29 protein-coding genes and 1 pseudogene are annotated in these 25,811 nt (G+C 55.8%); 21 read left to right on the top strand and 9 right to left on the bottom strand.

What is annotated here, in order from left to right; translation table 11 throughout:
- Nucleotides 1-3: 3 nt before the first annotated feature.
- The 3 genes and pseudogenes from AABO57_08625 to AABO57_08615 all read left to right on the top strand — a co-directional run bounded on the left by AABO57_08625 (nucleotide 4) and on the right by AABO57_08615 (nucleotide 3,919).
- Complete coding sequence (locus tag AABO57_08625; GenBank protein ID MEK6285790.1) at nucleotides 4-2,460, top strand: ABC transporter permease; 2,457 nt, start codon at nucleotides 4-6, stop codon at nucleotides 2,458-2,460.
- A 328-nt stretch (nucleotides 2,461-2,788) separates the two neighbouring features.
- Nucleotides 2,789-3,160, top strand: a complete 372-nt coding sequence (locus AABO57_08620; protein ID MEK6285789.1) for an AAA family ATPase — start codon at nucleotides 2,789-2,791, stop codon at nucleotides 3,158-3,160.
- A gap of 288 nt (nucleotides 3,161-3,448) precedes the next feature.
- Nucleotides 3,449-3,919 (top strand): annotated as a pseudogene (locus tag AABO57_08615) (FAD:protein FMN transferase).
- A gap of 13 nt (nucleotides 3,920-3,932) precedes the next feature.
- On the opposite strand, the gene AABO57_08610 reads toward AABO57_08615, so the two are convergent.
- The gene (locus AABO57_08610) at nucleotides 3,933-4,106 is read right to left on the bottom strand and encodes a hypothetical protein (GenBank protein MEK6285788.1); all 174 of its coding nucleotides are present in this window, start codon (nucleotides 4,104-4,106) and stop codon (nucleotides 3,933-3,935) included.
- A gap of 103 nt (nucleotides 4,107-4,209) precedes the next feature.
- On the opposite strand from AABO57_08610, the gene AABO57_08605 reads away from it, so the two are divergent.
- From AABO57_08605 to AABO57_08595, 3 genes are all read left to right on the top strand, one after another.
- Nucleotides 4,210-4,398, top strand: coding sequence for a hypothetical protein (locus AABO57_08605; GenBank protein ID MEK6285787.1), 189 nt, complete (start codon nucleotides 4,210-4,212; stop codon nucleotides 4,396-4,398).
- A 184-nt stretch (nucleotides 4,399-4,582) separates the two neighbouring features.
- Nucleotides 4,583-6,808, top strand: coding sequence for a DEAD/DEAH box helicase (locus AABO57_08600; GenBank protein ID MEK6285786.1), 2,226 nt, complete (start codon nucleotides 4,583-4,585; stop codon nucleotides 6,806-6,808).
- Nucleotides 6,809-6,870: 62 nt separating this feature from the next.
- Nucleotides 6,871-7,140 (top strand): hypothetical protein, encoded by a 270-nt coding sequence (locus AABO57_08595; GenBank protein MEK6285785.1) that lies wholly within the window; start codon nucleotides 6,871-6,873, stop codon nucleotides 7,138-7,140.
- A 509-nt stretch (nucleotides 7,141-7,649) separates the two neighbouring features.
- Here AABO57_08595 and AABO57_08590 read toward each other — a convergent pair.
- Nucleotides 7,650-7,796 carry a hypothetical protein gene (locus AABO57_08590; protein MEK6285784.1) on the bottom strand — a complete coding sequence of 49 codons (147 nt, stop codon included), beginning with the start codon at nucleotides 7,794-7,796 and terminating at the stop codon, nucleotides 7,650-7,652.
- A gap of 114 nt (nucleotides 7,797-7,910) precedes the next feature.
- Here AABO57_08590 and AABO57_08585 point away from each other — a divergent pair, with 114 nt between their 5' ends.
- The 4 genes from AABO57_08585 to AABO57_08570 all read left to right on the top strand — a co-directional run bounded on the left by AABO57_08585 (nucleotide 7,911) and on the right by AABO57_08570 (nucleotide 9,413).
- Nucleotides 7,911-8,189 carry a hypothetical protein gene (locus AABO57_08585; GenBank protein ID MEK6285783.1) on the top strand — a complete coding sequence of 93 codons (279 nt, stop codon included), beginning with the start codon at nucleotides 7,911-7,913 and terminating at the stop codon, nucleotides 8,187-8,189.
- An 18-nt stretch (nucleotides 8,190-8,207) separates the two neighbouring features.
- Nucleotides 8,208-8,816 (top strand): type II toxin-antitoxin system VapC family toxin, encoded by a 609-nt coding sequence (locus AABO57_08580; protein ID MEK6285782.1) that lies wholly within the window; start codon nucleotides 8,208-8,210, stop codon nucleotides 8,814-8,816.
- Nucleotides 8,817-8,956: 140 nt separating this feature from the next.
- A complete protein-coding gene (locus AABO57_08575; GenBank protein ID MEK6285781.1) occupies nucleotides 8,957-9,142 on the top strand; it encodes a hypothetical protein in 186 nt (61 codons plus the stop codon).
- Between the two features lie 13 nt (nucleotides 9,143-9,155).
- Nucleotides 9,156-9,413 carry a DUF2283 domain-containing protein gene (locus AABO57_08570; protein MEK6285780.1) on the top strand — a complete coding sequence of 86 codons (258 nt, stop codon included), beginning with the start codon at nucleotides 9,156-9,158 and terminating at the stop codon, nucleotides 9,411-9,413.
- 20 nt (nucleotides 9,414-9,433) lie between these two features.
- On the opposite strand, the gene AABO57_08565 is transcribed toward AABO57_08570, so the two are convergent.
- Nucleotides 9,434-10,042, bottom strand: coding sequence for a PQQ-binding-like beta-propeller repeat protein (locus AABO57_08565; protein ID MEK6285779.1), 609 nt, complete (start codon nucleotides 10,040-10,042; stop codon nucleotides 9,434-9,436).
- A gap of 268 nt (nucleotides 10,043-10,310) precedes the next feature.
- Between AABO57_08565 and AABO57_08560 the strand changes: the two genes are divergently transcribed.
- The gene (locus AABO57_08560) at nucleotides 10,311-12,023 is read left to right on the top strand and encodes a glutamine--tRNA ligase/YqeY domain fusion protein (protein ID MEK6285778.1); all 1,713 of its coding nucleotides are present in this window, start codon (nucleotides 10,311-10,313) and stop codon (nucleotides 12,021-12,023) included.
- A gap of 39 nt (nucleotides 12,024-12,062) precedes the next feature.
- Here the strand turns inward: AABO57_08560 and AABO57_08555 are convergent, their stop codons facing one another.
- Nucleotides 12,063-12,875 carry a hypothetical protein gene (locus AABO57_08555; protein MEK6285777.1) on the bottom strand — a complete coding sequence of 271 codons (813 nt, stop codon included), beginning with the start codon at nucleotides 12,873-12,875 and terminating at the stop codon, nucleotides 12,063-12,065.
- Nucleotides 12,876-13,297: 422 nt separating this feature from the next.
- Between AABO57_08555 and AABO57_08550 the strand changes: the two genes are divergently transcribed.
- The 5 genes from AABO57_08550 to AABO57_08530 all read left to right on the top strand — a co-directional run bounded on the left by AABO57_08550 (nucleotide 13,298) and on the right by AABO57_08530 (nucleotide 16,731).
- On the top strand, nucleotides 13,298-13,897 hold the full coding sequence (locus AABO57_08550) for a hypothetical protein (protein MEK6285776.1): 600 nt from the start codon (nucleotides 13,298-13,300) through the stop codon (nucleotides 13,895-13,897).
- 18 nt (nucleotides 13,898-13,915) lie between these two features.
- Nucleotides 13,916-14,827 (top strand): metallophosphoesterase, encoded by a 912-nt coding sequence (locus tag AABO57_08545; GenBank protein ID MEK6285775.1) that lies wholly within the window; start codon nucleotides 13,916-13,918, stop codon nucleotides 14,825-14,827.
- Nucleotides 14,828-15,082: 255 nt separating this feature from the next.
- Entirely contained in the window at nucleotides 15,083-15,493 is a 411-nt protein-coding gene (locus AABO57_08540) for a peptidylprolyl isomerase (protein MEK6285774.1), read from the top strand.
- Between the two features lie 37 nt (nucleotides 15,494-15,530).
- On the top strand, nucleotides 15,531-15,941 hold the full coding sequence (locus tag AABO57_08535) for a M67 family metallopeptidase (GenBank protein MEK6285773.1): 411 nt from the start codon (nucleotides 15,531-15,533) through the stop codon (nucleotides 15,939-15,941).
- 88 nt (nucleotides 15,942-16,029) lie between these two features.
- Complete coding sequence (locus AABO57_08530) at nucleotides 16,030-16,731, top strand: molybdenum cofactor biosynthesis protein MoaE (protein MEK6285772.1); 702 nt, start codon at nucleotides 16,030-16,032, stop codon at nucleotides 16,729-16,731.
- A gap of 107 nt (nucleotides 16,732-16,838) precedes the next feature.
- Here AABO57_08530 and AABO57_08525 read toward each other — a convergent pair whose 3' ends face one another.
- The 5 genes from AABO57_08525 to AABO57_08505 all read right to left on the bottom strand — a co-directional run bounded on the left by AABO57_08525 (nucleotide 16,839) and on the right by AABO57_08505 (nucleotide 21,281).
- Nucleotides 16,839-17,753: a tetratricopeptide repeat protein gene (locus AABO57_08525; protein ID MEK6285771.1), complete on the bottom strand. Its 915-nt coding sequence runs from the start codon at nucleotides 17,751-17,753 to the stop codon at nucleotides 16,839-16,841.
- An 11-nt stretch (nucleotides 17,754-17,764) separates the two neighbouring features.
- Entirely contained in the window at nucleotides 17,765-20,218 is a 2,454-nt protein-coding gene (gene gyrA, locus AABO57_08520; protein ID MEK6285770.1) for a DNA gyrase subunit A, read from the bottom strand.
- Between the two features lie 36 nt (nucleotides 20,219-20,254).
- Nucleotides 20,255-20,383, bottom strand: a complete 129-nt coding sequence (locus tag AABO57_08515; GenBank protein ID MEK6285769.1) for a hypothetical protein — start codon at nucleotides 20,381-20,383, stop codon at nucleotides 20,255-20,257.
- Between the two features lie 159 nt (nucleotides 20,384-20,542).
- A complete protein-coding gene (locus AABO57_08510) occupies nucleotides 20,543-20,677 on the bottom strand; it encodes a hypothetical protein (protein ID MEK6285768.1) in 135 nt (44 codons plus the stop codon).
- 22 nt (nucleotides 20,678-20,699) lie between these two features.
- Nucleotides 20,700-21,281, bottom strand: a complete 582-nt coding sequence (locus AABO57_08505) for an HD domain-containing protein (GenBank protein MEK6285767.1) — start codon at nucleotides 21,279-21,281, stop codon at nucleotides 20,700-20,702.
- Between the two features lie 399 nt (nucleotides 21,282-21,680).
- On the opposite strand from AABO57_08505, the gene AABO57_08500 reads away from it, so the two are divergent.
- The 5 genes from AABO57_08500 (at nucleotide 21,681) to AABO57_08480 (ending at nucleotide 25,642) form a co-directional block, all read left to right on the top strand.
- Complete coding sequence (locus AABO57_08500; protein MEK6285766.1) at nucleotides 21,681-22,076, top strand: hypothetical protein; 396 nt, start codon at nucleotides 21,681-21,683, stop codon at nucleotides 22,074-22,076.
- Nucleotides 22,076-22,597 (top strand): hypothetical protein, encoded by a 522-nt coding sequence (locus AABO57_08495; GenBank protein MEK6285765.1) that lies wholly within the window; start codon nucleotides 22,076-22,078, stop codon nucleotides 22,595-22,597. Before AABO57_08500 ends, AABO57_08495 begins: the two co-directional genes overlap by 1 nt.
- A 167-nt stretch (nucleotides 22,598-22,764) precedes the next feature.
- Nucleotides 22,765-23,910 carry a hypothetical protein gene (locus AABO57_08490; GenBank protein MEK6285764.1) on the top strand — a complete coding sequence of 382 codons (1,146 nt, stop codon included), beginning with the start codon at nucleotides 22,765-22,767 and terminating at the stop codon, nucleotides 23,908-23,910.
- Between the two features lie 9 nt (nucleotides 23,911-23,919).
- Complete coding sequence (locus tag AABO57_08485; protein ID MEK6285763.1) at nucleotides 23,920-24,408, top strand: TlpA disulfide reductase family protein; 489 nt, start codon at nucleotides 23,920-23,922, stop codon at nucleotides 24,406-24,408.
- A 28-nt stretch (nucleotides 24,409-24,436) separates the two neighbouring features.
- A complete protein-coding gene (locus tag AABO57_08480) occupies nucleotides 24,437-25,642 on the top strand; it encodes a sialidase family protein (GenBank protein ID MEK6285762.1) in 1,206 nt (401 codons plus the stop codon).
- Nucleotides 25,643-25,811 lie beyond the last annotated feature (169 nt).

Raw genomic sequence — 25,811 nt, 5'->3', positions numbered from 1 at the left:
TCGATGGCGATGATCCAGGACGTCCTTCAAGATATCCGAGCCGCAGTCCGTGGAATGCGCCGAGCCGCCGGGTTTTCCGGGGCGGCTATCCTGGTTATGACCTTGAGCATCGGTGTGGTCGCCGCCTTGTTCGGGGTTGTCAACGCGGTCTGGTTTCGACCCCTCCCCTACCCCGACTCCCGCCAACTGACGATGGTCTGGCAGGAGAACCCGGTGAAGGGGAGACGCGACAATCTCGTTTCGGCGCGGAACTTCCTTGACTGGCGCAAGGACAACAAAGTCTTCGAGAGTCTGACCGCGTTTCGCCGGACGAATTGCGCTCTCGCCGGCGCCGGGGGTCAATCACAGGCCGCGGAGTATGTATCCGGGGCGCAAGTCTCATCCGACCTGTTCAATGTCTTTGGGATTCGGCCCGCGATTGGGCGCGAGTTCTCGCGAGCGGAGGAGTTGGAGGGCAACGATGGAGTGCTGCTACTGGAACATCGCTTGTGGCAACGTCGCTTCAACTCAGATCCCACAGTCGTTGGAACGGTTCAGAGCGTGAATGGCAAACCCGTTCAGGTGGTCGGCGTGATGCCGGAGGGTTTTCAATTCCCTGAGTCCGCAGAGCTGTGGATGCCACTCGGTCTCTCGGAACTGGATCTGGCCATCCGCGAAATGCGGACCCTGTACACCATCGGCCGGTTACGCACCGACACTAGCCTGGCCGCCGCGCAACAGGCGATGGCCGGGCTCGCCGCCACCGTAGACTCGCCTTCTTCGGTAAAAGCGGGCTGGACCGTTCGTCTGCGGCCGTTGCACGAACAGGTTATCCAGAATGCACTTCCCGCGCTGACTCTGTTGCTGGGCGCCGCGCTTCTGATCCTGCTGATCGCGATCGCCAACATCACTACTCTCATGTTTGTCCGCGCCGGCGCCTACCAGCGATCCATCGCGATCAAGAGCGCTCTGGGCGCCACTCGTTGGCGGCTGATTCGTCAGCTCCTGATAGAGAGCATGATCCTCGCCGGGGTAGCGGGCGCGCTCAGTCTTGTGATACTGATCGGGTCGGCCGCCAAACTCAGGGATTTTGTTCCGGCGAACTTGTTCCGCGCCGAAGTGATGATGGTCGACTACCGCGTGCTGGCCTTCACCATCCTGCTCTCGCTGCTGGTCGGGGCGGCCGCCGTCGTGCTTCCAGCGATCAAAGCCACCTCCTCAGATCGCGCGCGAGAATGGCTGCGCACGGGCCACGGCCAGACGGCGGGCCGCGGAGAGAAGAGAAAAGCCAGCGGGCTGGTGATAGTGCAAATAGGCGTCCTGACCGTGTTGCTGATTCTGTCCGCGCTGATCACTCGCAGTTTCGTAAACCTCACCGAAGGCCACGTGGGCTTTGCTACCGATCACCTGCTGACGATGGCTTTGGATCTGTCAAAACGGCAGCAAGCCCAATCGGAGGCAGCGAAGCCTGAAGGAAGCCAGGACCAGGGTGCCGCCCTGATTGAAAGGATGCTGGAGCACATCGCGGCGCTGCCGGGCGTTCGAGCAGCCGCCTCGGTGAATGCGCTGCCGCTGAGTGGAGACTTCTTCTCCACGAACTTCAATCTCGCCAGCCAGCCGGAGTCGGTGAACGAAGAAAACACGGCTGAGGTCAGAGTGTGCAGTGCAAACTACCTGCGGACGATGGGGATTCCGCTGCTTGCCGGGCGTTACTTCGATGGAAGCGACGCCGCCGGAGCCGCCAAGGTCGCAATCATCAATCAGACTATGGCCCGGCAGTATTGGCCCGGGACGAATCCCGTGGGCGCCTGGCTGGAAGTTGACGTAGGCGACGCGCCCTCGAATGTCCAGATCGTCGGCGTTGCGGGCGACGTGAAGGATCTCGGTCTCAGGTCGGCCGTGGCGTCGGAAATCTACGTGCCGCTTCTTCAGCATTCGTTCTCGGCTGGCCGGCTTGTCATCAGAACCTCGGGCGATCCGATGGTTGCAGCTCCAACGGTGATCGAAGCCCTCCAGGAGGTCGACCGCGGCCAACCGGTGTTCGAGTGCCAGTCGATGGACGCGTTGTTGGCGCGGGTCACGGCGCCCGAAAGGGCCTTGACCGAACTCATGGTCGTCATTGCCGCTCTCGCAGTGCTTCTCGTCGTTGTCGGCGTGTACTGTATGACGAATCATGCCTTCGCCCGGCGCACCCAGGAGTTCGGAGTCCGGATTGCGGTCGGAGCCACGCCGCGCAGCATTCTCATTCTGACGGTACGCCAGGCATTCCTGCTGGCCCTCTCGGGCGCCGCAGGAGGCGTTTTGGTCGCTATGCTGGCGGCCAAGACCCTGGAACACTTTCTGTTCGGAATCGGCACGACGGATCCAGCTACATACGTCATGATGACTCTTGTCGGGATCGTGACCGCGGTGCTGGCGAGTCTGCACCCGGCGCTGCGCGCCTCTCGCACCAACCCGATGACAGTGATCCGGTCGGTGTGAGCCTCCGCCGGCTGATTTCCCACAAGATTCACTCGGCCCCATTGGATACTGAACGCGCTGACCTCTCTGTAAACATCTGGAGAGCTTGTGTTTGCTCATGATACTGAGTAAAACTACTCATCATAATGAGCGGATTGCCAAACCCTTCATTTCAGCCTGATTACGCCGCCGTACTCGCAGCCCGTCTCGGTGAGCCCCGGCGATTTCTTAACGTCGTAGCCGGACCGCGTCAGGTCGGCAAGACCACTCTGGTTCAGCAGGTGCTGGCGGGGATAGATCGTCCCAATGTTTTCGTCTCTGCCGACGAACCGGCGTTGCGCGATACGGCATGGCTGGGCGCGAGTGGGAGCGCGCCCGCATCGTGGCGAAGGACGCCGGCAAGCGCGGCGCGGTGCTGGCTGTGGACGAAGCACAAAAAGTCTCCGGTTGGTCTGACGCAGTGAAACGCCTCTGGGACGAGGACACCCATGCCAGCCTGCCGCTGCGGGTGGTGCTGCTCGGCTCCGCGCCGCTACTCGTGCAGCGCGGGCTCGCCGAAAGCCTGGCCGGACGCTTCGAGATCCTGCACATGCCGCACTGGTCCTTCGCCGAGATGCGCACGGCCTTTGGCTGTTCGCTCGAGCAATACCTCTACTGCCAACGCCGCGGCCCGCGGTTTGTGCGAGCTGTTCTACTGGCGCGAGGGCAACCGGGAAGTTGATTTCGTACTGCGCGCGGGCCGTGTGGTTGTGGCGATCGAGGTGAAGAGCGGCCGCGCCCCGGTCGCGCTGCCCGGCTTGGCCGCATTCAGCGAGGCATTCAAAGCGACGCGCACCTTGCTTGTGGGAAGCGATGGCATTCCGGTCGGGGAGTTCCTGTCGCGGCCGGTCACAGACTGGCTACAACCCTGAGGGGAATCCGATGAGCCAGAAATACAAAAAACTGAAGACCCTGTTGAAGGAACTGTTACGTCGAATTATGTGAAGAAGATTTCACGGTTCGCTTCAAGCAGCCAGGCGTCGAGCTTGATTTGGGCGGGTACGGGAAGGGCTATGCTATCGAGCGCGCGATCAGCATTTTGAAGGAAAACGGGATAACGAGCGCGCTGCTGCACGGAGGGACAAGCTCCATTTTCGCAGTTGGCGCTCCACCTCTGGAAGCGGGATGGAAGATAGGTCTGAGCGCTCCTCTCGGTGATGGTGACAAGCCGATGATGATTGAGCTTAACAATACGGGGCTTTCGGTTTCCGCGGCGCACGGCAAATGGTTCAACGTAGATGGTTGTATGTACGGGCATGTCCTCGACCCATGCACAGGGGAGCCTGCAAGGGGGGTGCTGGCTGCTGCGGTTACAGGGCCTTCGCCTTCGGATTGCGAAGCTCTTTCAACTGCGCTGCTTGTGCTAGGCCAGAGTTGGTTGCCCGCGATGCAGTCAAGCTTTCCCGATTACCAAGCGTTTATCGCATCAGCCAGGGAGTGAGATTCTTGACGTTTTAGTGCTGCCTTCCGCGTTCCCGCGTCAGTCGCAGTGCGATGCGCCTTGCCATCAGCTCGCGCCGGTCACGGTTGAGTGGCGCCAGGACCTCCAACGCCTCAAGCGCCGCCGGGGTGTAGACCTCGGGGTACGCATCAAGCACGCTGTTGCGGTAATCGAGTCTTCGAGTCATCTGTGTCCTGTCCTCGGCCTGCTCGTACCCAAGCGCGCCGCGAGCTCGGCTTTGGAAACGCCCTCATTATCGATGGGCTACCTCATTCCTCGGCGCCAAATAGTTGACGCGCTGCGTCATACTCTTGCGAGAGATCGAAGCCGACATCCATCTCCGGCGCGATCAAGAGAATCCTCTGCCTGTCTCCGCTCGCAAACAACTCTTCGAGCTACCTGATGAGTTGGCCACCAAGGTCACTGTTGTGTATTACGCTGACGCGAAGGACGCCCTGCTGAAGGCGCTCAGTGAGTAAAGTTTTAGGCGAGCAATGAAGCGGAGCAAACTATAGAGGTACACAGATAGTTCTGCAAAACACTTCGAGGGGCTCTGGCCGCCGGCTCGTGTGCCCCTCTCAATGCTGAAACATCGGCTGGATTTGGTCATTTCATGTTGGAGACATTGCTGTCACTGTTGGGCCAAGGTATCATCGTCATGAGATGGCACCAGCATTGCGCTTAACCCCAGAAGAAGAGCTCAAGTTTCAGCAATTTCAGGAAATCGATTTCTGGCGAAATCAAAGGGAAGCTCAAGATGCGGGCGTGCTTTCCGGTCAGCTTACCGACGCCACTGAGGATAAGACTGCGATCTTACCGGATCTTTGGGAATTGACACGTGATCTCGTGCTTCACGATTGGCAGAGCAGTTGTTTGGACGCCTGGTTTACTGCCAACAAACGAGGAGTCGTCAAAGTAGTTACCGGTGCTGGCAAGACAACACTCGCGCTCGCCATCATTGAGCGACTGCAGCAGACGACTGTTTCGGACCTCTGCGTTGCAATAGTTGTCCCAACTATTGTGCTCTTAGACCAGTGGCGCAGCGAAATCCTGAAGGGATCCAATCTACCTCCGGCTTGCATCGGCTTTGTTGGAGCTGGGCAATCCGACTCATTCGAAGCCGGTGCTCGAATCATCATCGCGGTCCTGAACTCAGCCTCAAAGAAACTTGCTCAGGACGTCCAGCGATCAGGGATATCCGACCGTCTGCTCTTGATTGTGGACGAGTGTCATAGAGCCGGCGCGGCAGAGATGCGCCGCGTGTTTGAAACTAAGCGAGCATATTCGCTCGGCCTTTCCGCCACTCCAGAGCGGGAAACAGATATTTCCGAAGAAGCCGAGAATGGTGAAGACGTCAATTCATCTGGTGTCCTCCCCTTTGAATCCACCGTGATTGGCCAAGAGCTCGGTAACGTTGTTTTCGAGCTGAATTATGCAGAAGCCATACAGCAGGGGATACTCCCGCCGTTTCGTATCATCCACTATGGTCTACCGCTGTCGGAACTGGAGTCCAAGGAATACAAGCGAGTGAGTCGAGAGATAACCGACTTGCAAGGCGACCTCCAGACTAGGAACCGCAGGGGCCTCGGGCTGATTCGGTGGTGCAAGTCCCAGGCCAGTAGGGGGGACAGGAGGGCTGCACGATACATATCGCTCCTCGGCGACCGGAAGCGGTTGCTATATAAAACTGAGTCACGCTCCGCAGCAGTAGTACAGATTCTACAGCAGCATCTTGCTCAAAATCCCAAAGCCAATGCAATTCTGTTTCACGAGAGCATCGAAGAAGTAATGAGTCTGTTCGCGAAGCTCCGAGAGCTAGGGTTCCAAGTTGTTGCCGAGCATAGCGGATTCCCCGATTCGATGCGAGCACGATCGATTCACCTGTTTCGAGACGGTATCGCTCGTGTCATTGTCTCCGCGCGATCTCTTATCGAGGGGTTTAACGTGCCCGCAGCAGACATCGGAATCGTTGTGGCTGCTTCAGCGTCGGTCAGACAACGAATCCAGACGCTCGGACGCCTTTTGAGAAAGAATAGCCTTAACGACGGCAGTGAGAAGACAGCGAAACTGTTTGTCCTGTATACGCGGGACACGGTCGATGAATTCATCTACGAGAAAGCCGATTGGGAACATTTCATCGGCGCCGAACGCAATGAATATTATCGCTGGGATCCTTTGACAGGTTCCGCACCAATTCCGACCAGCGAACCTCCGCGTCGCCCGCCAATCTCGGAGGATGAAGTGATGACCTTAGCCCTGGCCCCAGGTGATGAGTATCCTGGCGATCTGAGCCAAGGAGCTTCATTTTCTCTCGATACGCAAGGCAACATCCGCGACGAAAATGGAATCCCGATTCAACCCAACCAGGAGTTGCGGCAGCTACTTGTTCTCGGGCACAGACGAGCCGGGCGATTCCGAGTTACCCCTCAGAAGTTCCTTGTGTTCGCCCTGGAAAAGGATGCTCTAGGTGCCTGGCGCGGACTTTATTTAGGCCAACTCACGTCTGCACCAGAGTCCTCGTCGGGAAGCGACGTGGGATCATCTGACGAGGCCACGTCCGGGGGCGACCCTTATCCGCTTGCAAAGGTGCGCGGTGAAACTTTCCATGTCCTTCAGCGTGATCGGCGTCTCGTGGCCCGAAAGGAACGCGGACAGATTAGGTTTATACTTCCGCTGGAGCGAATTGCCGACCCTCAAAAACGAGTTGCAACCGAACAGATCCAACGTGCCCTTACCGATGCGCACAGCAAAGGCCATCGGATTAATAGGATTACAGTGACGCCCGATGGAGATGTGGTTTACGTGTTTCAAAATCAGGCGTATTTTCTTGGAAAGGCCCCAGAAGGAGCTGAGGGTTTTCAACTAGAACAGCCGACTGATGTATTGTAAGATATAACTCCTTTGCGCTGCCCGGATTATTGTCACATTGAATTTGGAGGAACAATTTACCCATGTCAACCGATTTTATTTCGAGACAGGAGAAATCCTCTTGGGGAATCCCAGCTAACCAGAATGCTGACGGGGAACTTTTCGTCGGCAAAGGATGGGGTACCAGCTTTGCCAGTCAGTTTCCGACCGACATCACCACTCGTGTAACACGCTGTCTGGCCACGAATCGCGGTGACCGAAACGGACGCTTCTGGATAAACCTAAAAACTGAAACAATCACAATGATGATTGGGGATGGCGCTGACAACGAAACGCTGGCAGCGAAGTTCTAGCCTCTCCGTCTGTTCTCGTTATCGTTGAGAGTGCGGGCGAAGAAAATCCGTCGAGTGTGCTGTTTTCTTTGCGATTGTTTTGCTGGCGGCACTGTAACTCAGGAGACGTTTTCAGTTCGCCTCTTCTACTGATTTGACGATGCTAGACTCGCGCCCGAGTTCAAGACCGGTGACTTTTACGCGGGCGGAAGCGGGGCGAGGGTCAGGCCTGCAGATTTGCAATTCGTCGCTGGACGGCGCACAGAAACTACGGACTTACCGTTAGCTTGAGGGTATTCGAAGTCTTCCCGGTTGAGTTGCGAACCTGAACGCTCAACTCGCCCGGCGCTTAGATTAACGCATTGATGAGCTGGCCTACAAGTTCAGTCGTGCTCGAGCTCCCAAGTGAGAGCGATATGTTGTTCACCGTTGTTCACCAGTAGTTCAGCTCCCGCGTCGAAGTCGGTCCCACTCACTACCATCCTGAATTTCCTTTTCGTTCAGCCCGACAAAAAGCTGAGAGTCAAGAATCACTTCCCGTCGACCGAGAAGGCCAGCAGTACGTTCCCCGCTATTCCGCCCCACGATCCGTAGCCCGAGTTTACATAAAGCATCCCCTCCACCACCGTAGGACCGGGTCCCTCCATAGCGCCGCCCTTCCCCTTCACGCCATTCACGGTAATGTAGTCCGGGGTGTTCTCCTTCAGAGTTGAGGGTTGTTGCCAACTGCTTTACACTGTTCGCTGTCCGGGAGCAATTGACAGCCCCGTTTCGTGAGCGAGGTAACCACAATGTCTGGAACTGAAATTCTCCGAGCGATTCAAAAGCTGCCCTTTTCCGAACAACGCGCGCTGGCCGAACAGCTTCAGCAAGCGCTGTCGACAGCCGAGGCGTTGACCGCTGATGCCGCCGCCCAGCGCGAGCGTGAGTTCGAATTGGAGATGCTGACCGAGGGTTTCTTCGCGCACATCCCCACTCGCACGATGACCGACGAAGAGTTCGACGAATACGAGCCGCCTGAGATCGCAGGCGAACCCTTGTCCGAACAGATCATTCGTGAGCGTATCTGAGGCTGGCTCGAGGTGCAGATGGCGGCCTACTTTTTCGACAGCAGCGCGCTCGCCAAGCGCTTCATCAGAGAAACCGGCACGGCTTTCGTGCTGAGTCTCTGGCGGCCTTCGGCCCACCACGCAATCTACGCCGCACGCCTGACCGAGGTCGAAGTTTGCGCGGCGCTCGCGCGGCGGCATAAAGGCCTCAAGCTCGCGGCAGATCAATTTCATAAGCCGGTCAAACGGTTGCGGCGTGATTTCACCGAGCGGCTGGCCGTGACTGCCACCACGGAAAGCATCGTGATCGAGGCCTTGCGGCTGGCCGAGAGCTACGCCCTGCGCGGTTACGATGCGTTGCAACTGGCTTCCGCTCTGGAAGCAAATCGCCGACGCGTGTTGCCCGGGTCTTTTCTGAGCACGACGCCGCCCCCGAGGAGACTGGGCGAGACGATAACGAAAAGTGAGCAGCAGCGCATTTGGAATGAGTTTGATCACGTGATTCGTGTTGATATTAAACCAGAACTCCTGAAATGGACCCGCGAGCGCGCGGGTTTGGAGATTGATGCTCTCGCGCTCGCTTTCCCAAGCTCGCGGCGTGGCGGCGGGACGCCGCGGCGACGTGAGCGTGTTGGAGCGGGAGATTGACCAGTTGGTGTATGCGCTCTATGGAATGACACCGGAAGAAATCCAAATCGTGGAAGGAATCGCCCAAAAGAAATGAAACGGATTCGCCTGACCAACACGCGAAGGAACAGTCAGCGGAACGTGGCGCGACTGAAGCCGAGGTGAAGGCGGCGATTCAGAAAGGTTCACGCGAGCCTGCCAAACACGGGCGCGAAATGTGCCGCTACAATTTTCCTCATGGGCGAGCGTGGCAGGGAAAGGTTTATCCCATCAAGCAGGTCGCTCCCGTCATCACGGAGGAAGCGAAAGAGATAGTTGTCATTACAGTCTACACGTTTTACTTCTAACGGAGACACAACGATGAAGATCAGCTACGACTCAGAAATTGACGCGCTCTACATTCGATTCGTCGAGGGCAAGCACGAATGCCGCACGGTGCGCCTGAACGAGGAGGTAGCCCTGAACATTGGTGAAGGGGAAAAGCTCGTGGGCATAGAGATTCTCGATGCGAAAGAGGTCCTCGGATCAGGCAAAGTCCCCGCTGTCGTGCTGGAAGGGCTGACATCCTCCCCCACGCCGTTAGCCGTTCGCGAAAAACCCGCGAAGAAATATGGTTGATTGCATCTGAGAATCAACAATCACTTCCCGTCGACCGAGAAGGCCAGCAGTACGTTCCCCGCTATTCCGCCCCACGATCCGTAGCCCGAGTTTACATAAAGCATCCCCTCCACCACCGTAGGACCGGGTCCCTCCATAGCGCCGCCCTTCCCCTTCACGCCATTCACGGTAATGTAGTCCTGCGTGGTGTCGACCTCCCACAGCAGGCTGCCGTCCCGGGTCGCGTAGGCGCGCAAGTAGCCGCTGACCCCTCCGGAGAACACCACTCCGGGAATCGCCGTTACGGCCGCCGCCTGCGCCGGGCTGCACTGCTTCCGATCTCCACAATCTGAGGGCGGGACCTTGAACCGTATCTTGCCCGTTTTCAGATCCAGCGCAAAAAGTCCGCCGCCGGCTTTGGGATCCAGAACCAATCCTCTGCCGCCGCCCGCGACAAACGCCACGTCCGAATTGGCAACGTACACGTTCTGGCGATCAGCCGCCGAGCCCCACATAACTCCCCCCAGGGCGCCTCCCTTCCCGAGCCGTGTCTGCCAGAGGATCTTGCCCTTCTGATCTGGATCCACCGCGTGTACAACTCCAGACTTCTGACCCACGACCAGTGCCCGGCCGCCTCCAGCCAAAGTCACAAGGATCGGGGATTGGCCGAAGTCATGGTCTGGGCCCGGGTCATCCGGGCAGTTGGTCTTGTCCGGCCTTAGGCAGGCGACAATATAGCTATCGTTCGGGGTGACCTGCGGATAACCCGACGACTGGAGACGCTCGCTGTAGCTCTAAGCAACCAATGCGCGAAAGAGACTCGCTGGGTATCTTCTCGCGGCACTTCGCGAACTCGATATATAATCCGTATCTGATACCTGCGCCTCAGAGTGCTTGCATAGGAGATAATACAAACAAATGAACTCGGAATCTGACTCCGGCGCGATGCCAGTTGAATCGTCAGGCCGGTCTAATTTTATTCGCGACATCATCATCCAGGACGTCAAGGCTGGCAAACATGACGGCCGGGTGCAAACTCGCTTTCCTCCCGAGCCAAACGGATACCTGCACATCGGGCACGCTAAGGCGATATGTCTCGATTTCGGGCTGGCGGCGGAGTTTGGCGGCAAGTGTAATCTTCGTTTCGACGACACAAATCCGTCCAAGGAAGAGACCGAGTACGTCGATTCAATTATGGAAGACGTCCGCTGGCTGGGATTCGAATGGGACGGTCTGTTTTACGCTTCCGACTACTTCGGACAACTCTATGAGTGGGCCGTTCAGTTGACCAAAGCGGGAAAAGCCTACGTGTGTGATCTCACTGCGGCTGCGATTCGCGAGTACCGGGGCACGCTGACCGAGCCGGGCAGGGAGAGCCCATACAGAGAACGTTCCGTCGAAGAGAACCTGGACCTGTTCGAACGCATGAAGAAAGGTGAGTTTCCTGATGGCTCCCGAACCTTGCGCGCGAGAATCGATATGGCATCCCCAAACCTGAGTATGCGCGATCCGGTGATGTATCGGATTCTTCACATGGAGCACCACCGGACGGGCAATGAATGGTGCGTCTACCCTATGTACGACTACGCACATGGCCAGTCGGACTCGATCGAGAAGGTGACCCACTCAATCTGTACTCTCGAATTCGAAAACAACCGGCCATTGTACAACTGGTTTATCGAACAGCTCGGCATCTTTCCATCGCGGCAGTTTGAGTTCGACCGGCTCAACCTCACCTATACGCTCCTGAGCAAACGCAAGCTGCTGACTTTGGTGCAGGATGGCCGAGTAAAGGGTTGGGACGATCCGCGCATGCCCACGCTGTCAGGGATGCGGCGGCGCGGCTATACGGCGGAAGCCATCCGCAGCTTTTGCGCAAGTCTGAGCGTATCCAAGACGAACAACACAGTGGAGCTCGCGGCTCTCGAGCACTTCGTCCGTGAAGACCTGAACAAGCGTGCGCCGCGCGTCATGGCGGTGTTGCGGCCACTGCGCGTCGTCATCGACAACTATCCGAACGATCTTGTCGAGGAGATGGACGCCGTCAACAATCCCGAAGACGCGAGCATGGGAAGCCGCCGCGTTCCGTTCTCGAAGGTGCTGTACATCGAACAGGACGATTTTCGTGAAGACCCGCCTAAGGGATACTTCCGGCTCGCGCCGGGCCGCGAGGTCCGTCTCCGCTACGGCTACCTGATCACTTGCAACAGTGCAGTGAAAGACGCCGGCGGGAATGTAGTGGAGCTGCATTGCACGTACGACCCGGCGACACGGGGCGGCGCGACGCCGGACGGGCGCAAGGTCAAATCAACTATTCACTGGGTCTCAGCGGCGCACGCGGTAGACTGCGAGGTTCGTCTCTACGATACGCTGTTCACGAAAGAGAATCCGAATGAGGTTGAGGAAGGCGAGGACTTCACGGCCAATCTGAATCCGAACTCACTCGAGGCGCTGTCCGGCTGCAAGGCCGAGCCGAGCCTTCGGGACTCAGCGCCCGGCTCGCGGTATCAGTTCGAACGACTGGGCTACTTCTGCGTAGATCCGGATTCAGCGTCCGGGAAGCTGGTGTTCAACAGGACGATCGTTCTTCGGGATACCTGGTCTAAGATCGAGCGGCGCGAAAAAAAATGATGCTGCTCGGTTAAGAGGTGTTCATTCAGACAGAAGAAACTAGTGGGCTCTCCGGTTCAAGCTGCTCTCTGTCATTCTAGCGATGCCAACCTGATTGATCTCGTAGTTATCGTAGTCAGTGGTCAAGGTATTTTTCCCAAAGAATCTGACTCGCGTTATGGATTTGTTTTTGAGCGGCAGCCAGAATTCTCCGATCTTCTGGTAATGCCGCACGAAGTCCACTCGCGTGATCCAAGCCGAGGGGCTCTTGGCGGGCTGGCCCTCAATTTGGACGATCGCAAACTCGACGGAGTGGATCCATATTTTCCCCTTGAACAGATACTTGTCTGCTCGCTTCGGAGTGGCTTGCACGACGAAGCAGTGAGAGCCTGCCACCTCCTCTTCACCGAGCAGAGCAAGCGTGTAGTTGTTAGGAGTGATCGAACTGTCGAGTCGGTTGCGCTCGGCGGCAGTTTCGACTTCGACATCCATCAACGGCTTGAAGACGCGACTGCGAATGAGCCCTGACCCTTTTTCAGAGATAATCTTGAACTCCTTGGTGTCAGGCGCGCGATAGCGCAACAATGCTTGAGTCTCCGCGCGCATCTCGCCTTTGTGGTTTTGCACCCGATAGGTACTCTGCACCGAATATTGCTGCAAACGAGACTCTCTGAGGCGGTTGAATTCAACCAACTTCGTAAAGATGGCGTCGCCCGTAATCTCGGTAGTAGAGAGATCGGAAACGGACGCCGGCTGGCTTCCAGTTGTTGAGGCCTTCAGCGGTTGATCGAGCAGCAGCCTCGCCGAAGAAACGAGTCCCAGCACCGATGCCAGGACTAAGAATCGCCCTAACTTTGAAGCCTTTCGTTTCATAACGCTTGTTCCTCGCCATCTCTCCTCGAAATAGCGCTGTTTCGCCAGGGCGTCAACTACAGCCGCCACGCATTGCTTCTTGGCCATCGTTGCCAATGTAACGATGCATCTAGCGGCCGATGTATCAATCTCGCTGCGATACTGTATGCCGCGCCTACATCGGCGCAGACTAAAGCCATCAGTGCAAGAGATAAGCCACTCTTCCTAGGTGTAAAACGGTTCATTTGTCGCCCGCGCGAATAAGAATAAAATAACTCGTCCGCGAATAAAGGGCCGATCAAAGACTCCTTGGCGAACCGACCCTTTCAGCAAGTCTTTGTAGGCCAGGGTGGCATCCTTATTGCTCTTTCTTGCTCTTTCTATGCTGGTGCGGCTTCTACGATGGTGCGACTTCTATGCTGGTGCGACAGAGAACAAAGACCGTGGCTGTTACCGTCTGCACGGTAATATTGCTCTGCGTGGCGCTCCTGACGATTTCCTCTCTGGCTGAAGCTCGTTTCATGGTTCAGAAGCAGCCCTCTGAACCTGCCCAGACGGCTAGCCAGAAGAAGACAGTTAAGAGGTTTGAAAAACGTGTCAAGGAATATGTCAGGCTCCGGGAACGGCTGGAAGGCAAACTCCCCGGCCTTTCGAACCAGGCCAAACCTGAGCGAATAGAGGCGCACAAGAAAGCTTTTGAAGATATCGTGAGGAAAGCAAGAGCTAACGCGAAGCCCGGAGATATTCTCAGTTCGGACATTGCCAGTTACATACGCAATACGATCAAAACGGAGTTCAAAGGAACGGATAGAAAGCAATTGCGCGAAACGATTCTGGAGGCGGATACCAAAGGCGTCCCCCTGCGAGTCAATTACCCTTATCCGGAGACTAAAGAGTTGACGCAGATTCCGCCTACGCTTTTGCTGAAACTTCCTCAACTGCCAAAACAAGTGAAGTATCGTTTCGTCGGCCGGCATCTGTTATTGGTTGATAGAGAGAATGGCCTGATTGTTGACTACATGATGAACGCGCTCCTTAAGTAAGCGCCAGAGGAGGTCAGGATGAAACGCCTTGTTGCTTCGGCGATGACAATCGCTTTCTTGGCTGTTAGTGGCTTCGTAGAAAACGTCTTTTGCCAGAAAGGGCCGGCGACTTCTAATGAGACCCTGCAAGTCAGTTTACCCACAAAAGAAGGCTCAGTCCGATTTGCGATTATCGGCGATACAGGTTCCGGCACTGACAAGCAACAACAGATAGCCGATATGATGGTGCGATATAAGAAGGTTTTCCCCTTCGAGTTTGTCCTGATGATGGGCGACAACCTCTACGGGGGAGACAGCGCAAAGGACTATGACAAAAAATTCGAGAGTGTCTACAAGGTTTTATTGGACGCCAAATTGAAGTTCTACGCCACGCTCGGAAACCACGACGACGCCAACCAGCGTATGTACGACCATTTCAACATGAATGGCAAAGAGTATTACAGCTTCAAGAAAGGCAATGCTACTTTCTACTCGCTGAACAGCAACTACATGGATAAGCGGCAGGTCGATTGGTTGGAAGACGAACTATCGAAGAACAACTCCGAGTGGAAGATTTGCTTTTTCCATCATCCGCCTTACTCGTCGGGCAAAGCGCACGGTTCCGACAAGCAGCTACGAGAGGTCATCGAGCCTATATTCGTAAAGCACGGAGTAAATGTTGTGTTTAGCGGCCACGAACACTTCTATGAGAGGTTAAAGCCACAAAAGGGGATTCACTATTTCATCTCTGGCGCTGGCGGCAAATTGAGAGCCGGCGACGTCGGAGTATCGCAAGTCACCGCAAAGTCGTTCGATCAAGACATGCATTTCATGCTAATCGAGATTGTCGACGACACGATGCACTTCCAGGTTATTTCGCGCACCGGCAAGACTATTGATTCAGGTACTCTGACAAACCAGCGAAAGAAGAATGGGGTGACTGCCCCTTGAGTCTCCGTCTGAGCCCGCTCCGTTCTAATCCCGGCCGTGTCGTGCTCCACCTGGGACACGGAATTGACCTAACTCATCCACGAAACCCGCTTCGGTAACTAATGACAAGAACCGTACTCCTCCGATATTATGCTTGACTCCAAGCATGAGCCTTAAGGGTAGGCTATCGAGTCGCTGGTGTATTCGACATACTGCCTCGGTCACTTCAAAAAAAAGGGTCAAGACATGCTAGCTCAAGTATCACGAGCGGCGTTGATGAATCCAAAGCACAAGCTATGGAGCCAGCGAGCGCCGGACGTGTTCAAGGTGAGACTTGAAACCAGCAAGGGAAGCTTCGTCATCGAGGCTCATCGAGAGTGGGCCCCTCGTGGCGTTGATCGTTTTTATGACCTTGCGCGCGCCGGGTTCTTTGACGACTCGCGCTTCTTCCGAGTGCGTGCCGGTTTCATCGCGCAGTTCGGCGTACCCGGCGATCCAGCCATTGCGAAGGCATGGAAGGACGAAACAATCCCGGATGATCCGGCGCGGCAAAGTAACACTCGCGGTTCGATAGCGTATGCTATGACCGGGCCGAACACTCGAACGACTCAACTCCATTTCACTGTGCTAGTGGTCCTTCGATATGCGGAGCTGCCACGGGCTAACGCCCGCGCTCAGCTGTGGTAGAATCCACAGCGACAGACTTCGATGCGGAGGCCTCCGGTTGAGCGACACGCTCGTTCAGATCACAGACGCGATCGCTGCCGCGATAGAAGAACACGCGCGTCGAACTCACCCTGCCGAATGCTGCGGCTTGCTCAGCGGCAGCAACGGCTTGATTACCGATATTCATCAGCTTCGCAACGACGCCGACAAACCTGAGACCAGGTACTTCGCGACGCCCGAAGAGTTGTTCGCGGCGACGCGGCGCATCCGCGAAGCAGGCCAGGCTTTGCTTGGGGTCTATCACTCTCATCCGCGGACGCCGGCTTACCCGTCGGCGTCGGATGTGGAGATGGCTTTCTACCCCGAAGCGTTCTACTTTATCATCTCGCTTGAACCGCGCGTTGAACTGCGTGCTTTCAAGATTGAAGATTCGAAGATCGAGGATGTGGAACTGGTCCGTGGTCCGTAGTCAGTCGTCCGTAGCTCTTCGATGCGAGTTGATGGCGAGAGAGCCACGGACTACGGACTACGGACCACGGACTACGGACTCTGCACCCATGCCGAACACAGTACGCATCACCGCTCTATTATTCGGTCAGGCTCGCGAATGGGTCGGGTCGTCGAGTCTCGATCTCGAATTGGACGCGCCGGCTACAGTCGAAAGCGCTTTTGCGATTCTCAGATCACGCCACCCGAGGCTCGCCGAGATGGAGCGGAGTTTGTTGTTCGCAGTCAATGAAGAATACGCCGCGCCTTCGCATCCTCTTTCGGAGGGCGACCAGCTCGCGGTGCTTCCCCCTGTGAGCGGCGGCGAAGCTGAAAGCCGCGACATCTTCGAAATCACTCGTGAACCGATCGACATCGCCGGCCTCCGAGCGCGACTCCTCGAAGGAGACTCGGGCGCGGTGGTGATCTTCGACGGAGTTGCCCGCAACAATACGAAGGGCCGCCGGACGCTGTACCTCGAATACGAAGGCTACGAGCAAATGGCCCGTCGCACAATGGAACAGATCGGCCGCGAGGTCCACGGGCGCTGGCCCGTCAATCGCGTCGGCATTATTCATCGCCTTGGCCGCATCGACATAGCAGAGTCAAGCGTGGTCATTGTCGTAACCTCCGCCCATCGCAAGATCGCGTTCGAAGCTTGCCACTACGCGATCGATCATTTGAAGAAGATTGTGCCGATCTGGAAGAAGGAGTACTTCGAGGACGGAGCGGTGTGGGTAGAGAACGAGAAGGCAGAAAGCAGTAAGCAGTAAGCAGAAGGCAGAAGGCAGAAAGCAGAAGGCAGTAAGCAGAAGGCAGCAGGAAGCAGTTTTCGAGTCGTCACGCTGCCTTCTGCCTTCCGCCTTCTGCCTTCCGCCTTCTACCTTTCCAGTCCGCTTCTCGCCTGAGCTGCTTCGCGCTTTTGCTGTTCGAGTTCGGCCACTCGACGCCCAACGTCAGTTTGTTCGGGATCGTCCTTGATCGCGCGCAACGTTTTTATCGCTTCGTCAAACTGATACATCCCAGCATAGCAATCAGCCAGACCGTACGCCGCGCGCACTCGGACCTTCGGATCGCTGCTCATCGACCCGAGCTTCTGATAAATCGGTAACGCTTGTTGATACTGCCCGCGCTCGATGTGATAGATCGATGCTTCGCGCAAATACGCCTGTTCGCTCAGCTCGTCGTAAGGGACCAGCTCGATGACTTTTTCGTACTCGGTCAGCGCCTGGCTGTAGTTTCTCTGCGCGAAGTAAAGATCCGCAATTCGCAATCGAATGCGGCGGCGCTCGCCCGAGTCTTGCGGGTTCAGGTTCTCATACTCGGCGATCGCTTCATAGGAACGTCCCATTTCGCCGAGCACTTCGGCAAGGCGCTCGCGCGCCAACTGGGCTGATGGATGTGACGGGTTCTGCTCGACGAAAGCGGTGTAGTGAGATCGCGCCTGATCGTAGCCGCGCAACTTGAAGTAATAGATGTTCGCGAGTTGGAATCTCGCCTCCGGAGCTTTTTCGCTGGCTGGATTATGCTCGAGGTAACGTTCATACTCCTCGGCCGCGCGCTTGTAGTCACCGGAATCCCATGCTTCAACCGCCCGCGAGAGCGATTGCTCTACATCGCGATCACACCCTCCGGCGAGAAATGCTACGATCAGCAGCGCGAAAAAAACGGAAAGCGCTCGCCCTGGACGGGCGTCCCTCTGTGGGCGCCCCTCGGGTGTCCCTCGAGAAGATTCTGGTAACGACGGGCGTCCAGCGAGGGACGCCAGTACAGAACTTGAAATCGTCTTTGTCAACGTCTCTATCGCTAGCTTTCCGGCTCTATGGTCGCGTCTTGCTGACGTTCGATCAGCGAAGCCGACGATACCAGGTCGCCGTCGGAAGCATCGATCAGCTTGACGCCCTGTGTCGATCGCCCCGATACGCGAATGCCCTTTGTCTCCATACGAATCAGTTTGCCCTGATTGGTGATTATCATAATCTGACTCTCGTCGTTGACCGGCAATACGGCGACAACCAGACCATTTCGGTCGCTGGTCTTCATGTTGATCACGCCCTTGCCGCCGCGCGACGTGACACGATACTCCTTGAGCTGCGTACGTTTTCCGAAACCGTGCTCCGAGATCGAGAGCATCTCAGTGTCGTCTGTAACGGCTGCGACACTTATTACGTAGTCGTTTTTCTCCAGCGTAATTCCGCGTACGCCGGAGCCCTGACGTCCCTGAGCTCTAAGCTTGGATTCATCGAAGCAAATTGCCATTCCTTCGTGCGTGGCTAGGAAGATCTTCTTCTTGCCGTCGGTGATCTCGGCGGCGATCAATTCGTCGCCCTCATCGATTCCCATTGCGATGATTCCGCCGCTTCGAATGTTGGCAAATCGTGAGAGCTCGGTCTTCTTGATCGTTCCCTTACGAGTCGCCATAATGACGTACCTGCCCTCTTCAAAGTCGCGAACCGGAACTATGCCGGCGAACTTCTCACCGTGAGGGATGTTGACGAGATTGACGATGGCTTTGCCTCGTCCCGCCGCGGCCGCATCCGGGATCTCGTGGACCTTGATTCTGTAGACCTGGCCGTTGCTGGTGAAGATCATCAGGTAGCTGTGAGCCGACGCGACAAAGATATGATCGACAACATCGTCGGTCTTGGTGGTCGCCCCCTTGCGGCCCGTACCTCCGCGCCGCTGCGCGCGATAGACGGACACCGGCGTGCGCTTGATGTATCCCGAATGGGTCACGGTGATGGCCATGTCTTCGTCGGCGATCAAGTCCTCGAGGGTGAGCTCGGCGCCCGATTCGATGATCTCGGTTCTTCGTTTGTCGCCGAACTCCTTCTGGACTTCGCGCAGTTCCTTGACGATGAGGTTGCGGAGCACCGACTCGTTAGCCAGTATCTCTTCCAGCTCGGCGATGAGCTGAATGACCTCTTTGTACTCATCGATCAGCTTTTGCCGCTCCAAGCCGGTCAGCTTCTGCAACTGCATTTCGAGAATGGCGCGCGCCTGCAGCTCGCTGAAGTTGAATCGCTCCATCAACGCCTCGCGAGCTTCGGGCGCGCTCTTCGATTTGCGAATCAGCGAGATCACCGCATCCAGATTGTCGAGCGCTTTCTTCAAGCCTTCGAGGATGTGCGCGCGAGCTTCGGCCTTTCTCAGATCGTAACGCGTGCGGCGCAGCACTACGTCGCGCCGATGCTCGAAGAAGATGTTCAGCGTGTCGATCAGTTTAAGCTCACGCGGCTGCCCGTTGACTATAGCGAGGTTGATCACGCCAAACGACTGCTGCATCGGAGTCAGCTTGTACAGGTTGTTCAGCACGATGTCCGGTATCGCGTCGCGTTTAAGCTCGATGACGATTCGCATACCTTCGCGATCCGATTCGTCACGCAAGTCGGAAATGCCGTCGAGCTTCTTATCGTTGATCAGCTCGGCTATGCGCTCGAGCAGCTTGGCCTTGTTCACCTGATAAGGAATCTCGGTGACGACGATGGCCATTCTTTCGCCGGTGCGCCCGACGCGATCTATGGAGGCCCGCGCGCGCATAATGACCATGCCCCGGCCTGTCTCGTAGGCGTTCTTGATGCCTTCGCGGCCGTAGATGAATCCGCCGGTCGGAAAGTCGGGCCCGGGTATCATGCCCATCAACGTCTTCAGGCGCGCGGTGGGATTTTGAATGAGGTAGATCGTGGCTTCGATGACTTCGCTCAAGTTATGCGGCGGGATGTTGGTGGCCATGCCGACCGCGATGCCGCCCGAGCCGTTGACCAGCAGATTCGGATACCGGGTCGGCAAAACCGTCGGCTCTTCACGCGACTCATCGTAGTTGGGAACGAAGTCGACGGTGTCCCTGTCTATGTCGGCAAGCATCTCCATCGCGATGCGAGTGAGTCTCGCTTCGGTGTATCGATATGCAGCCGGCGAGTCGCCGTCGACCGAACCGAAGTTGCCCTGGCCATCCACCAGCGGATAGCGGAGCGAAAAGTCCTGCGCCATTCGCACCAATGAATCGTAGACGGCGGTGTCTCCATGCGGGTGGTACTTGCCGAGCACATCGCCAACGACGGTCGCCGACTTCTTGAACGGCCGGCCCGGGACCAGCCCGATCTCGTGCATTGAAAAAAGGATGCGTCGATGTACGGGTTTCAGGCCGTCGCGGGCGTCGGGAAGCGCGCGGCCGATGATCACGCTCATCGCGTAGTCCAGGTAGCTGCGCTTCATTTCTTCTTCTATGTTGACTGGAATCTTATGTGCAGCTTCTGCCATTCTCTTTCACTCTTTCGCACTCTTTCGTTGATATAGTCAGTTGAACCTGGCTGTTGTCTTGCCGCGGATATTCGCCGCGATCGTGACAATGATGGTCGAGTTTGCAACCGTCCCGCCTACGCGCAGCAAGCCCGGTTGCACAACCACGAAGCGCAACTTTTCCAAAGCCGGGCTGCCTGGCCCGGCTTTTTGCTGCCTCGTCTTTTGTGTTGCTAGGAGGCGTGCCGGAAGATTTTCGGGCTTCTCAACCAAGCCTGATTTTACTAGATCGAGGCTCGGTTTTCAAAGCCGGCAGTTCGAGAAATCTCGCTAGGAATCAGCTACTTAAGTGGCGATAGGAGTCGACGCAGATGCGCCCGGTTGTAGTCGCAATCTCGCAAGCTCGGCGGCATCCTTCTGTCCAAACGCGAACACGCAAACCGAGCAGATCGCGGCGGCGGAGAAGACTAACCTTCGCATGCGTGCGCTCCTGACGCGGGATTCAACCAATGCCTATAACGTGGCTGCGGGCCTCGTCAAGCGAGCGACAAAGTTCGCTGTGAAGATACTGATTCGTTCGCGCGGCGAGCGGCAAGAAAAACTCCTCCGTTGTCCGAATGTACCGGCGTTTCTTCTCCAGCTTCGGGGTGTCGATGACCGATCTCATGTTATCGAGTCGATCGCAAAGCTTCACGAGCGGCGCACCGGTGTGAGCGGCGGCTTCGATGCGACCGAGGTAGTCGCGCAAGCTCACGTCTTCAAGCTTCGTCAGCAGCCACACTACTTCGGCGATCCGTTCATCGAACATTCGCCCGATGTCATCCCGGGTAACATCGCTGTCCTCGATCACGTCGTGAAGCAGCGCAGAACAAACCAGCGTTGGCGAGTAGAGACTCAGTTCATCCACCAGGGACACAGCTACTCGCACCGGGTGGACGATGTAGGGCGTGCCTTCGTCGCGCGTCTGCCCCGAATGAGCAGTCCGGGCGACATCATACGCGCGATGGACGCCGGCAAGCTGCTGCTCGTCGAGTTGCGGCGTCAGTCGCGCGATCAGATATTCAAAGTTCAGTTCGTAGTTCATCGCGGGAATGACTTCACTGTAGCAGAGCAAAGCGATGGCTCTCAACAGGCACAGGCCGCGCGATCAAAGGCGGGCAAAGTGCGCTACGCTTGCACCGGCAGTCTGCTTCATAGTTTAATAAACCGCTTGTCAGATACGCGCTCGGGGCGGAGCGAGTAGAAAATCGCGCCTGCTAGAGATAGTATTCGCTGTGCTCTTGCAGTGAGCAAAAAGGTTCGTTTGTCAATAGTTTGATGAGGATGAAGCGACGTTGTTTTTGCTATTCCATTGGAATACCATAGCCACGTTGTCAACTAGTTCACAAGGAGTTTCTGACAAGTCAGCAGCGATGCTCTAAAAACCGTGATAAATGCAGCGCAATCCCGTACAGCCTTGCATAATATCTTTAGGAAAAACACGATGTTAAGAAAAGGCATTGCAACGATCTTATGCTTACTTTTTGTGGTAGCAGCGTTTGCAAACAGCAAAGAGCAAGTAAATTTGAAAGGTTATCTTGTAGATATGATGTGCGCCAACAGTTATGCGGATGACCCGGAAGCGCTCACGAAAGCGAAAGAGCACACGAAGGAATGCTCGCTAATGGCGCATTGCATAAGAGCCGGTTATGCCGTAATGACCGAAGACGGTAAGATATACAAACTCGATAAGGCTGGAAATAAAAAGGTGGCCGAAATATTGGATAAGACCAAAGATGAACAAGGTCTGCTGGTTTCGGTTGAAGGCAGGGTCAAAGGCAACATGCTTTACGTCAAGAGCATTGCCGAAGTAGTCGCAGAAGATACAAAGGTGAAATGATGAAGCGAACGATTGCGGTGATGCTTGCCGGAATTGCGTTGATGCTTGGCAACGTGAGCGATTCGCGCGCCGAGATAAAAGAGATACGCATGACGATTGCCGGGTCCTTGTGCGGCTACTGCGTGTTTAACGTCAAGAAGGCCGTGGGCCGTCTGGATTTTGCGCCGAAAGGCGATGACATAAAAATAGTGGACATCAAACGCGGTCTGGGAGTCTTTACGCCCAAGCCGGATAAGCAAGCCTCTTTCGCAAAGATTAAATCTGCGCTGAAGAAGACGGGCTATGTGCTCGCTTCCGCTGAGATCATCGTTTCGGGCACACTCATACGCGAAGAGTCGAACTGGTTTATCGAGATAGACTCGTCCAAACAAAGATTTGCGCTCGAAGGACCGAATCTCACAGAGACGCTTGCCGACGCAGCTAGTGGAGCGAGTATTGAGATTACCGGTGATTGGCAAACGGTTGGCAAAGATGCCAGCAGCCGCGAAGTCATACACCCAACCGCCGCGCGCAAAAACTGAGATGGTTCCTGCTTCGGACAAGACATCCTGTGACGAACGGGAATAGCCTGGTTTCGCAAGCCAGTCTCGACAGCGCGTTTTGAGTTAGCGGCGATGCGCTCGCTGATAGAAACCTGCGAGCGCAGCCAGAGATGCAAACCGCTTAGACTATTTTGGCAAGGGACAAAATGAGGAAACCAACACGCGTCTTGATTCTTTTGTTGTGCTGCTCCGCTCTGGCATCGGCGCAGACAAACAAACACAGTTCGACAAAAGCCGATACACCTGATCAGTTCAATGAAGACTCGCTAAATCTGCTTCTCGCACCAATCAGCGATGCGGAAGAATGTCGAGGCAAGGGCGCGTCGCAAGGCAAGATAAGGTTTTCGACTGGAGACTCAGCAAAGACTGAGATTGAACCAGCGTTGCTATCGGTCAAGACCGTCATATCCGCGCAGTACCTGAAAGACATAGATTTTTCGCTTGTCGGCGGCAACAGCAAATCGACTTTGTACCTTGCGCCAATACGAACAACCTCACCGGCAGTCACGGTTTATAGAGGCGGCGTAATTAAGCCGCGCTACGTCTTCACGAGCCGCGAACTCGGCGGCATCAAGGCTGACATCCACGCACTTGAGATGACGATGACCTACGGGCCAACGCCAAAGATTGAACTTGAAACGGACCTCTCTTTTCAGCGCACTTCTTTCAGCGATGGAGTGAACAAAGGCTCTGACGCCAGTCTTGGCAACATAACACTTTGGGGGAAATACCGCTTCTTTCGCACGATGGAAACCTGGGGGCATAGCCACGCGGCGATTCGATTCGGGCTGGGATTGCCAACGACAAAGAAGACGCTGGAGAAAAAGCTGGACGCCGATGATTTCGTTCGTCAACAACTGACGACCAATACGGGCGGCATCTCTTTCAATAGCGATGTGTCGTTTTCGCAAGCGAAGAATAGATTTATTTACGGAGCCAACATCCAGGGCATCATGCGGGCTGACCGCGATGGTTATCGTCTGGGCAATGAAATAAGAATCAATACGGATTTCGAATTCATAATCCTTCCGCTCAAATATCAGAACCCGGGTAAAGAAGTCTATGCAATTCTTGAGACCAATTACGTCCACCGAAGACGCGGGAGAATAAATGGCGGGGAAGTGCCCGGCAGCAGCTCATCGGAATTTTATCTAGCGCCCGCGCTTCAATATACCGCGACTTCTCAGTTCGTGGTTGAGGCGAGCTTGCAACTGCCTGTTGTTGACAACAGCGGACCGATGGTACTGCGAACCAGGAGAAGTCTGCTTATCGGCGTCCGTTATTTGTACTGAGGTTTTCGAGTGAAGATTCTTGTTATTTTCGTTTTCCTGATTCTCTTCGTCATTCCCGTCAATCAAGCGACTGCCGAGCAAGCGACAGATGCGCTACCTGCTTTCACGTTGAAAGACCTGAAAGGACGCACTGTGCGGTTGAGCGATTATAAAGGGAAAGTCGTGCTGGTGAATTTCTGGGCGACCTGGTGCGTACCGTGCCTCGCAGAGATGCCTGAACTGGTCAAGTTGCAGAAAGAGTACAAAGGGAGCGGCTTGCAAATCATCGGCGTAACCTACGAGGCGGAAGCGAAAACGCTGGTCAGTCGGCTGGCTCGTAAGTTCAAGATCAATTATCCACTGCTCTTTGGCACAACTGATCTCTCGAAACAGTACGGGATCGAAGAGGTCCTGCCCGTAACGCTCGTCGTTGACCGCGAAGGAAAACTCCGTGACCGCATTTTGGGTGTACTCGATATGGAAGAATTTGATGAGAAGATCAAGCCCATGCTTGAGTAATGATGTATTTTTTGACAGAAGACCGGATATGAGAAAACCAACACGCGCTTTGGTTCTTTTGTCGTGCTGCTTTGCTGTGGCATCGGCGCAGACCCATAAACACAGTTCGGCAAAAAACGGCAAACATAATCCCTTCGTCGCGTCGGACAATCACGGTGGCTTCTACCTGCTCTATGTCGAGCGGGCAAATGATAAGAACAACCTGATGCTGCGTCATTCGACCGACGGCAGAGTTTTCTCTGCACCCTCTCGCGTCAATAACATTGATGGAGACGCGATGGTGCGAAACGAGAATCCGCCAAAACTGGCTGTCGCCCCGAACGGCGAACTGTATGCGTGCTGGGGAATGGGCGCGTCTCACAGCGAAGGCAACATTCGGTTTGCGCGCTCAACAAATGGCGGCAAGACTTTCTCTCCGGCAATCACTCTTAACTCAGACGCCAGGAAGAAACCCGCCGGCCACGCTTTTCAATCCATAGCCGTTGATAAACACGGTCGCGTTTACGTTGTCTGGATTGACGAGCGAAACAAAAAACCGGGAGACAGGGGAGCCGATATCTGGATGGCGACTTCAGAAAATGCCGGCAAGACTTTTTCACCCGACCGCAAGATCCTTTCGGATATATGCGAGTGCTGCCGCACTCATACGGCCGTTGATTCTGCCGGAAGATTATTCGTCGCTTATCGAACTGTCCCGCGCAATGGACCTATGCACCGAGACATTCTGGTAGCGAGGTCTGATGATGGCGGCAAATCATTTACCGCGAAAGCCGCGAGTCAGGATGTGTGGGAGATCAATGGCTGTCCAGTTGCCGGTCCGAGCCTTTCGATCGACAGCAAGGATCAAATAACCGTCGTGTGGTTTACCGGAAGCGATGATCGGCCTGGTCTTTACTACGTTACATCAACGGATCACGGAGCGACCTATTCAACTCGCAAATGGCTTGATGCGGATCAGAAGGTGGGCAAACACGCCCAGGCAATCGCTTGTTCCGGCGGCGTATTTGTGGCTTGGGATGACGAGGCGCAGAAATCTACCAGTTGGGGATTATTAGATCCGCAAAAAGGAATGCTACAGAAAAGCGCGCCGTTCGCCGATGCCTCTTATCCTACGGTAGCCGCCAGCAATGATACGGTCGTGATAGCCGGTATGCTGACGGCAACAGCGGATATTTTCTGGCGCGCTGAATCCCTGCCGGCCGCCCTTCATAGCCCGCTTGAGAAACCTCGTTAGAGCAGCGGACTCGATCAAGTTGGTCCCCGTCATGCGATGTCAAAACGCTCCTTCGGACAGGTCCCGGTTTTTAGTCACATCCGCCACCAAAGTGCACTAAGCTTGCACCGGCGCTCTGCGGCATAGTCTAATGACACGGCCTACTTTCAGTTAACACGCTCGGGAACGG

Source organism: Acidobacteriota bacterium (genome assembly GCA_038040445.1).
GTDB classification, from domain to species: domain Bacteria; phylum Acidobacteriota; class Blastocatellia; order UBA7656; family UBA7656; genus Onstottus_A; species Onstottus_A frigus.
Note: the sequence above shows the minus strand (reverse complement) of the source record. Positions and strands in the feature narration are given on the sequence as shown.

What these genes read in the sequence shown, in the direction of transcription:
- AABO57_08500 (MEK6285766.1), top strand. Translation starts at nt 21,681, where the DNA reads ATGTTAAGAAAAGGCATTGCAACGATCTTATGCTTACTTTTTGTGGTA.
- AABO57_08595 (MEK6285785.1), top strand. Translation starts at nt 6,871, where the DNA reads ATGTCAACCGATTTTATTTCGAGACAGGAGAAATCCTCTTGGGGAATC.
- AABO57_08490 (MEK6285764.1), top strand. Translation starts at nt 22,765, where the DNA reads ATGAGGAAACCAACACGCGTCTTGATTCTTTTGTTGTGCTGCTCCGCT.
- AABO57_08600 (MEK6285786.1), top strand. Translation starts at nt 4,583, where the DNA reads ATGGCACCAGCATTGCGCTTAACCCCAGAAGAAGAGCTCAAGTTTCAG.
- AABO57_08505 (MEK6285767.1), bottom strand. Translation starts at nt 21,281, where the DNA reads ATGAACTACGAACTGAACTTTGAATATCTGATCGCGCGACTGACGCCG.
- AABO57_08570 (MEK6285780.1), top strand. Translation starts at nt 9,156, where the DNA reads ATGAAGATCAGCTACGACTCAGAAATTGACGCGCTCTACATTCGATTC.
- AABO57_08560 (MEK6285778.1), top strand. Translation starts at nt 10,311, where the DNA reads ATGAACTCGGAATCTGACTCCGGCGCGATGCCAGTTGAATCGTCAGGC.
- gyrA (MEK6285770.1), bottom strand. Translation starts at nt 20,218, where the DNA reads ATGGCAGAAGCTGCACATAAGATTCCAGTCAACATAGAAGAAGAAATG.
- AABO57_08510 (MEK6285768.1), bottom strand. Translation starts at nt 20,677, where the DNA reads ATGCGAAGGTTAGTCTTCTCCGCCGCCGCGATCTGCTCGGTTTGCGTG.
- AABO57_08545 (MEK6285775.1), top strand. Translation starts at nt 13,916, where the DNA reads ATGAAACGCCTTGTTGCTTCGGCGATGACAATCGCTTTCTTGGCTGTT.
- AABO57_08625 (MEK6285790.1), top strand. Translation starts at nt 4, where the DNA reads ATGGCGATGATCCAGGACGTCCTTCAAGATATCCGAGCCGCAGTCCGT.
- AABO57_08585 (MEK6285783.1), top strand. Translation starts at nt 7,911, where the DNA reads ATGTCTGGAACTGAAATTCTCCGAGCGATTCAAAAGCTGCCCTTTTCC.
- AABO57_08580 (MEK6285782.1), top strand. Translation starts at nt 8,208, where the DNA reads ATGGCGGCCTACTTTTTCGACAGCAGCGCGCTCGCCAAGCGCTTCATC.
- AABO57_08610 (MEK6285788.1), bottom strand. Translation starts at nt 4,106, where the DNA reads ATGACTCGAAGACTCGATTACCGCAACAGCGTGCTTGATGCGTACCCC.
- AABO57_08480 (MEK6285762.1), top strand. Translation starts at nt 24,437, where the DNA reads ATGAGAAAACCAACACGCGCTTTGGTTCTTTTGTCGTGCTGCTTTGCT.
- AABO57_08555 (MEK6285777.1), bottom strand. Translation starts at nt 12,875, where the DNA reads ATGAAACGAAAGGCTTCAAAGTTAGGGCGATTCTTAGTCCTGGCATCG.
- AABO57_08495 (MEK6285765.1), top strand. Translation starts at nt 22,076, where the DNA reads ATGAAGCGAACGATTGCGGTGATGCTTGCCGGAATTGCGTTGATGCTT.
- AABO57_08540 (MEK6285774.1), top strand. Translation starts at nt 15,083, where the DNA reads ATGAATCCAAAGCACAAGCTATGGAGCCAGCGAGCGCCGGACGTGTTC.
- AABO57_08530 (MEK6285772.1), top strand. Translation starts at nt 16,030, where the DNA reads ATGCCGAACACAGTACGCATCACCGCTCTATTATTCGGTCAGGCTCGC.
- AABO57_08620 (MEK6285789.1), top strand. Translation starts at nt 2,789, where the DNA reads ATGGCTGGGCGCGAGTGGGAGCGCGCCCGCATCGTGGCGAAGGACGCC.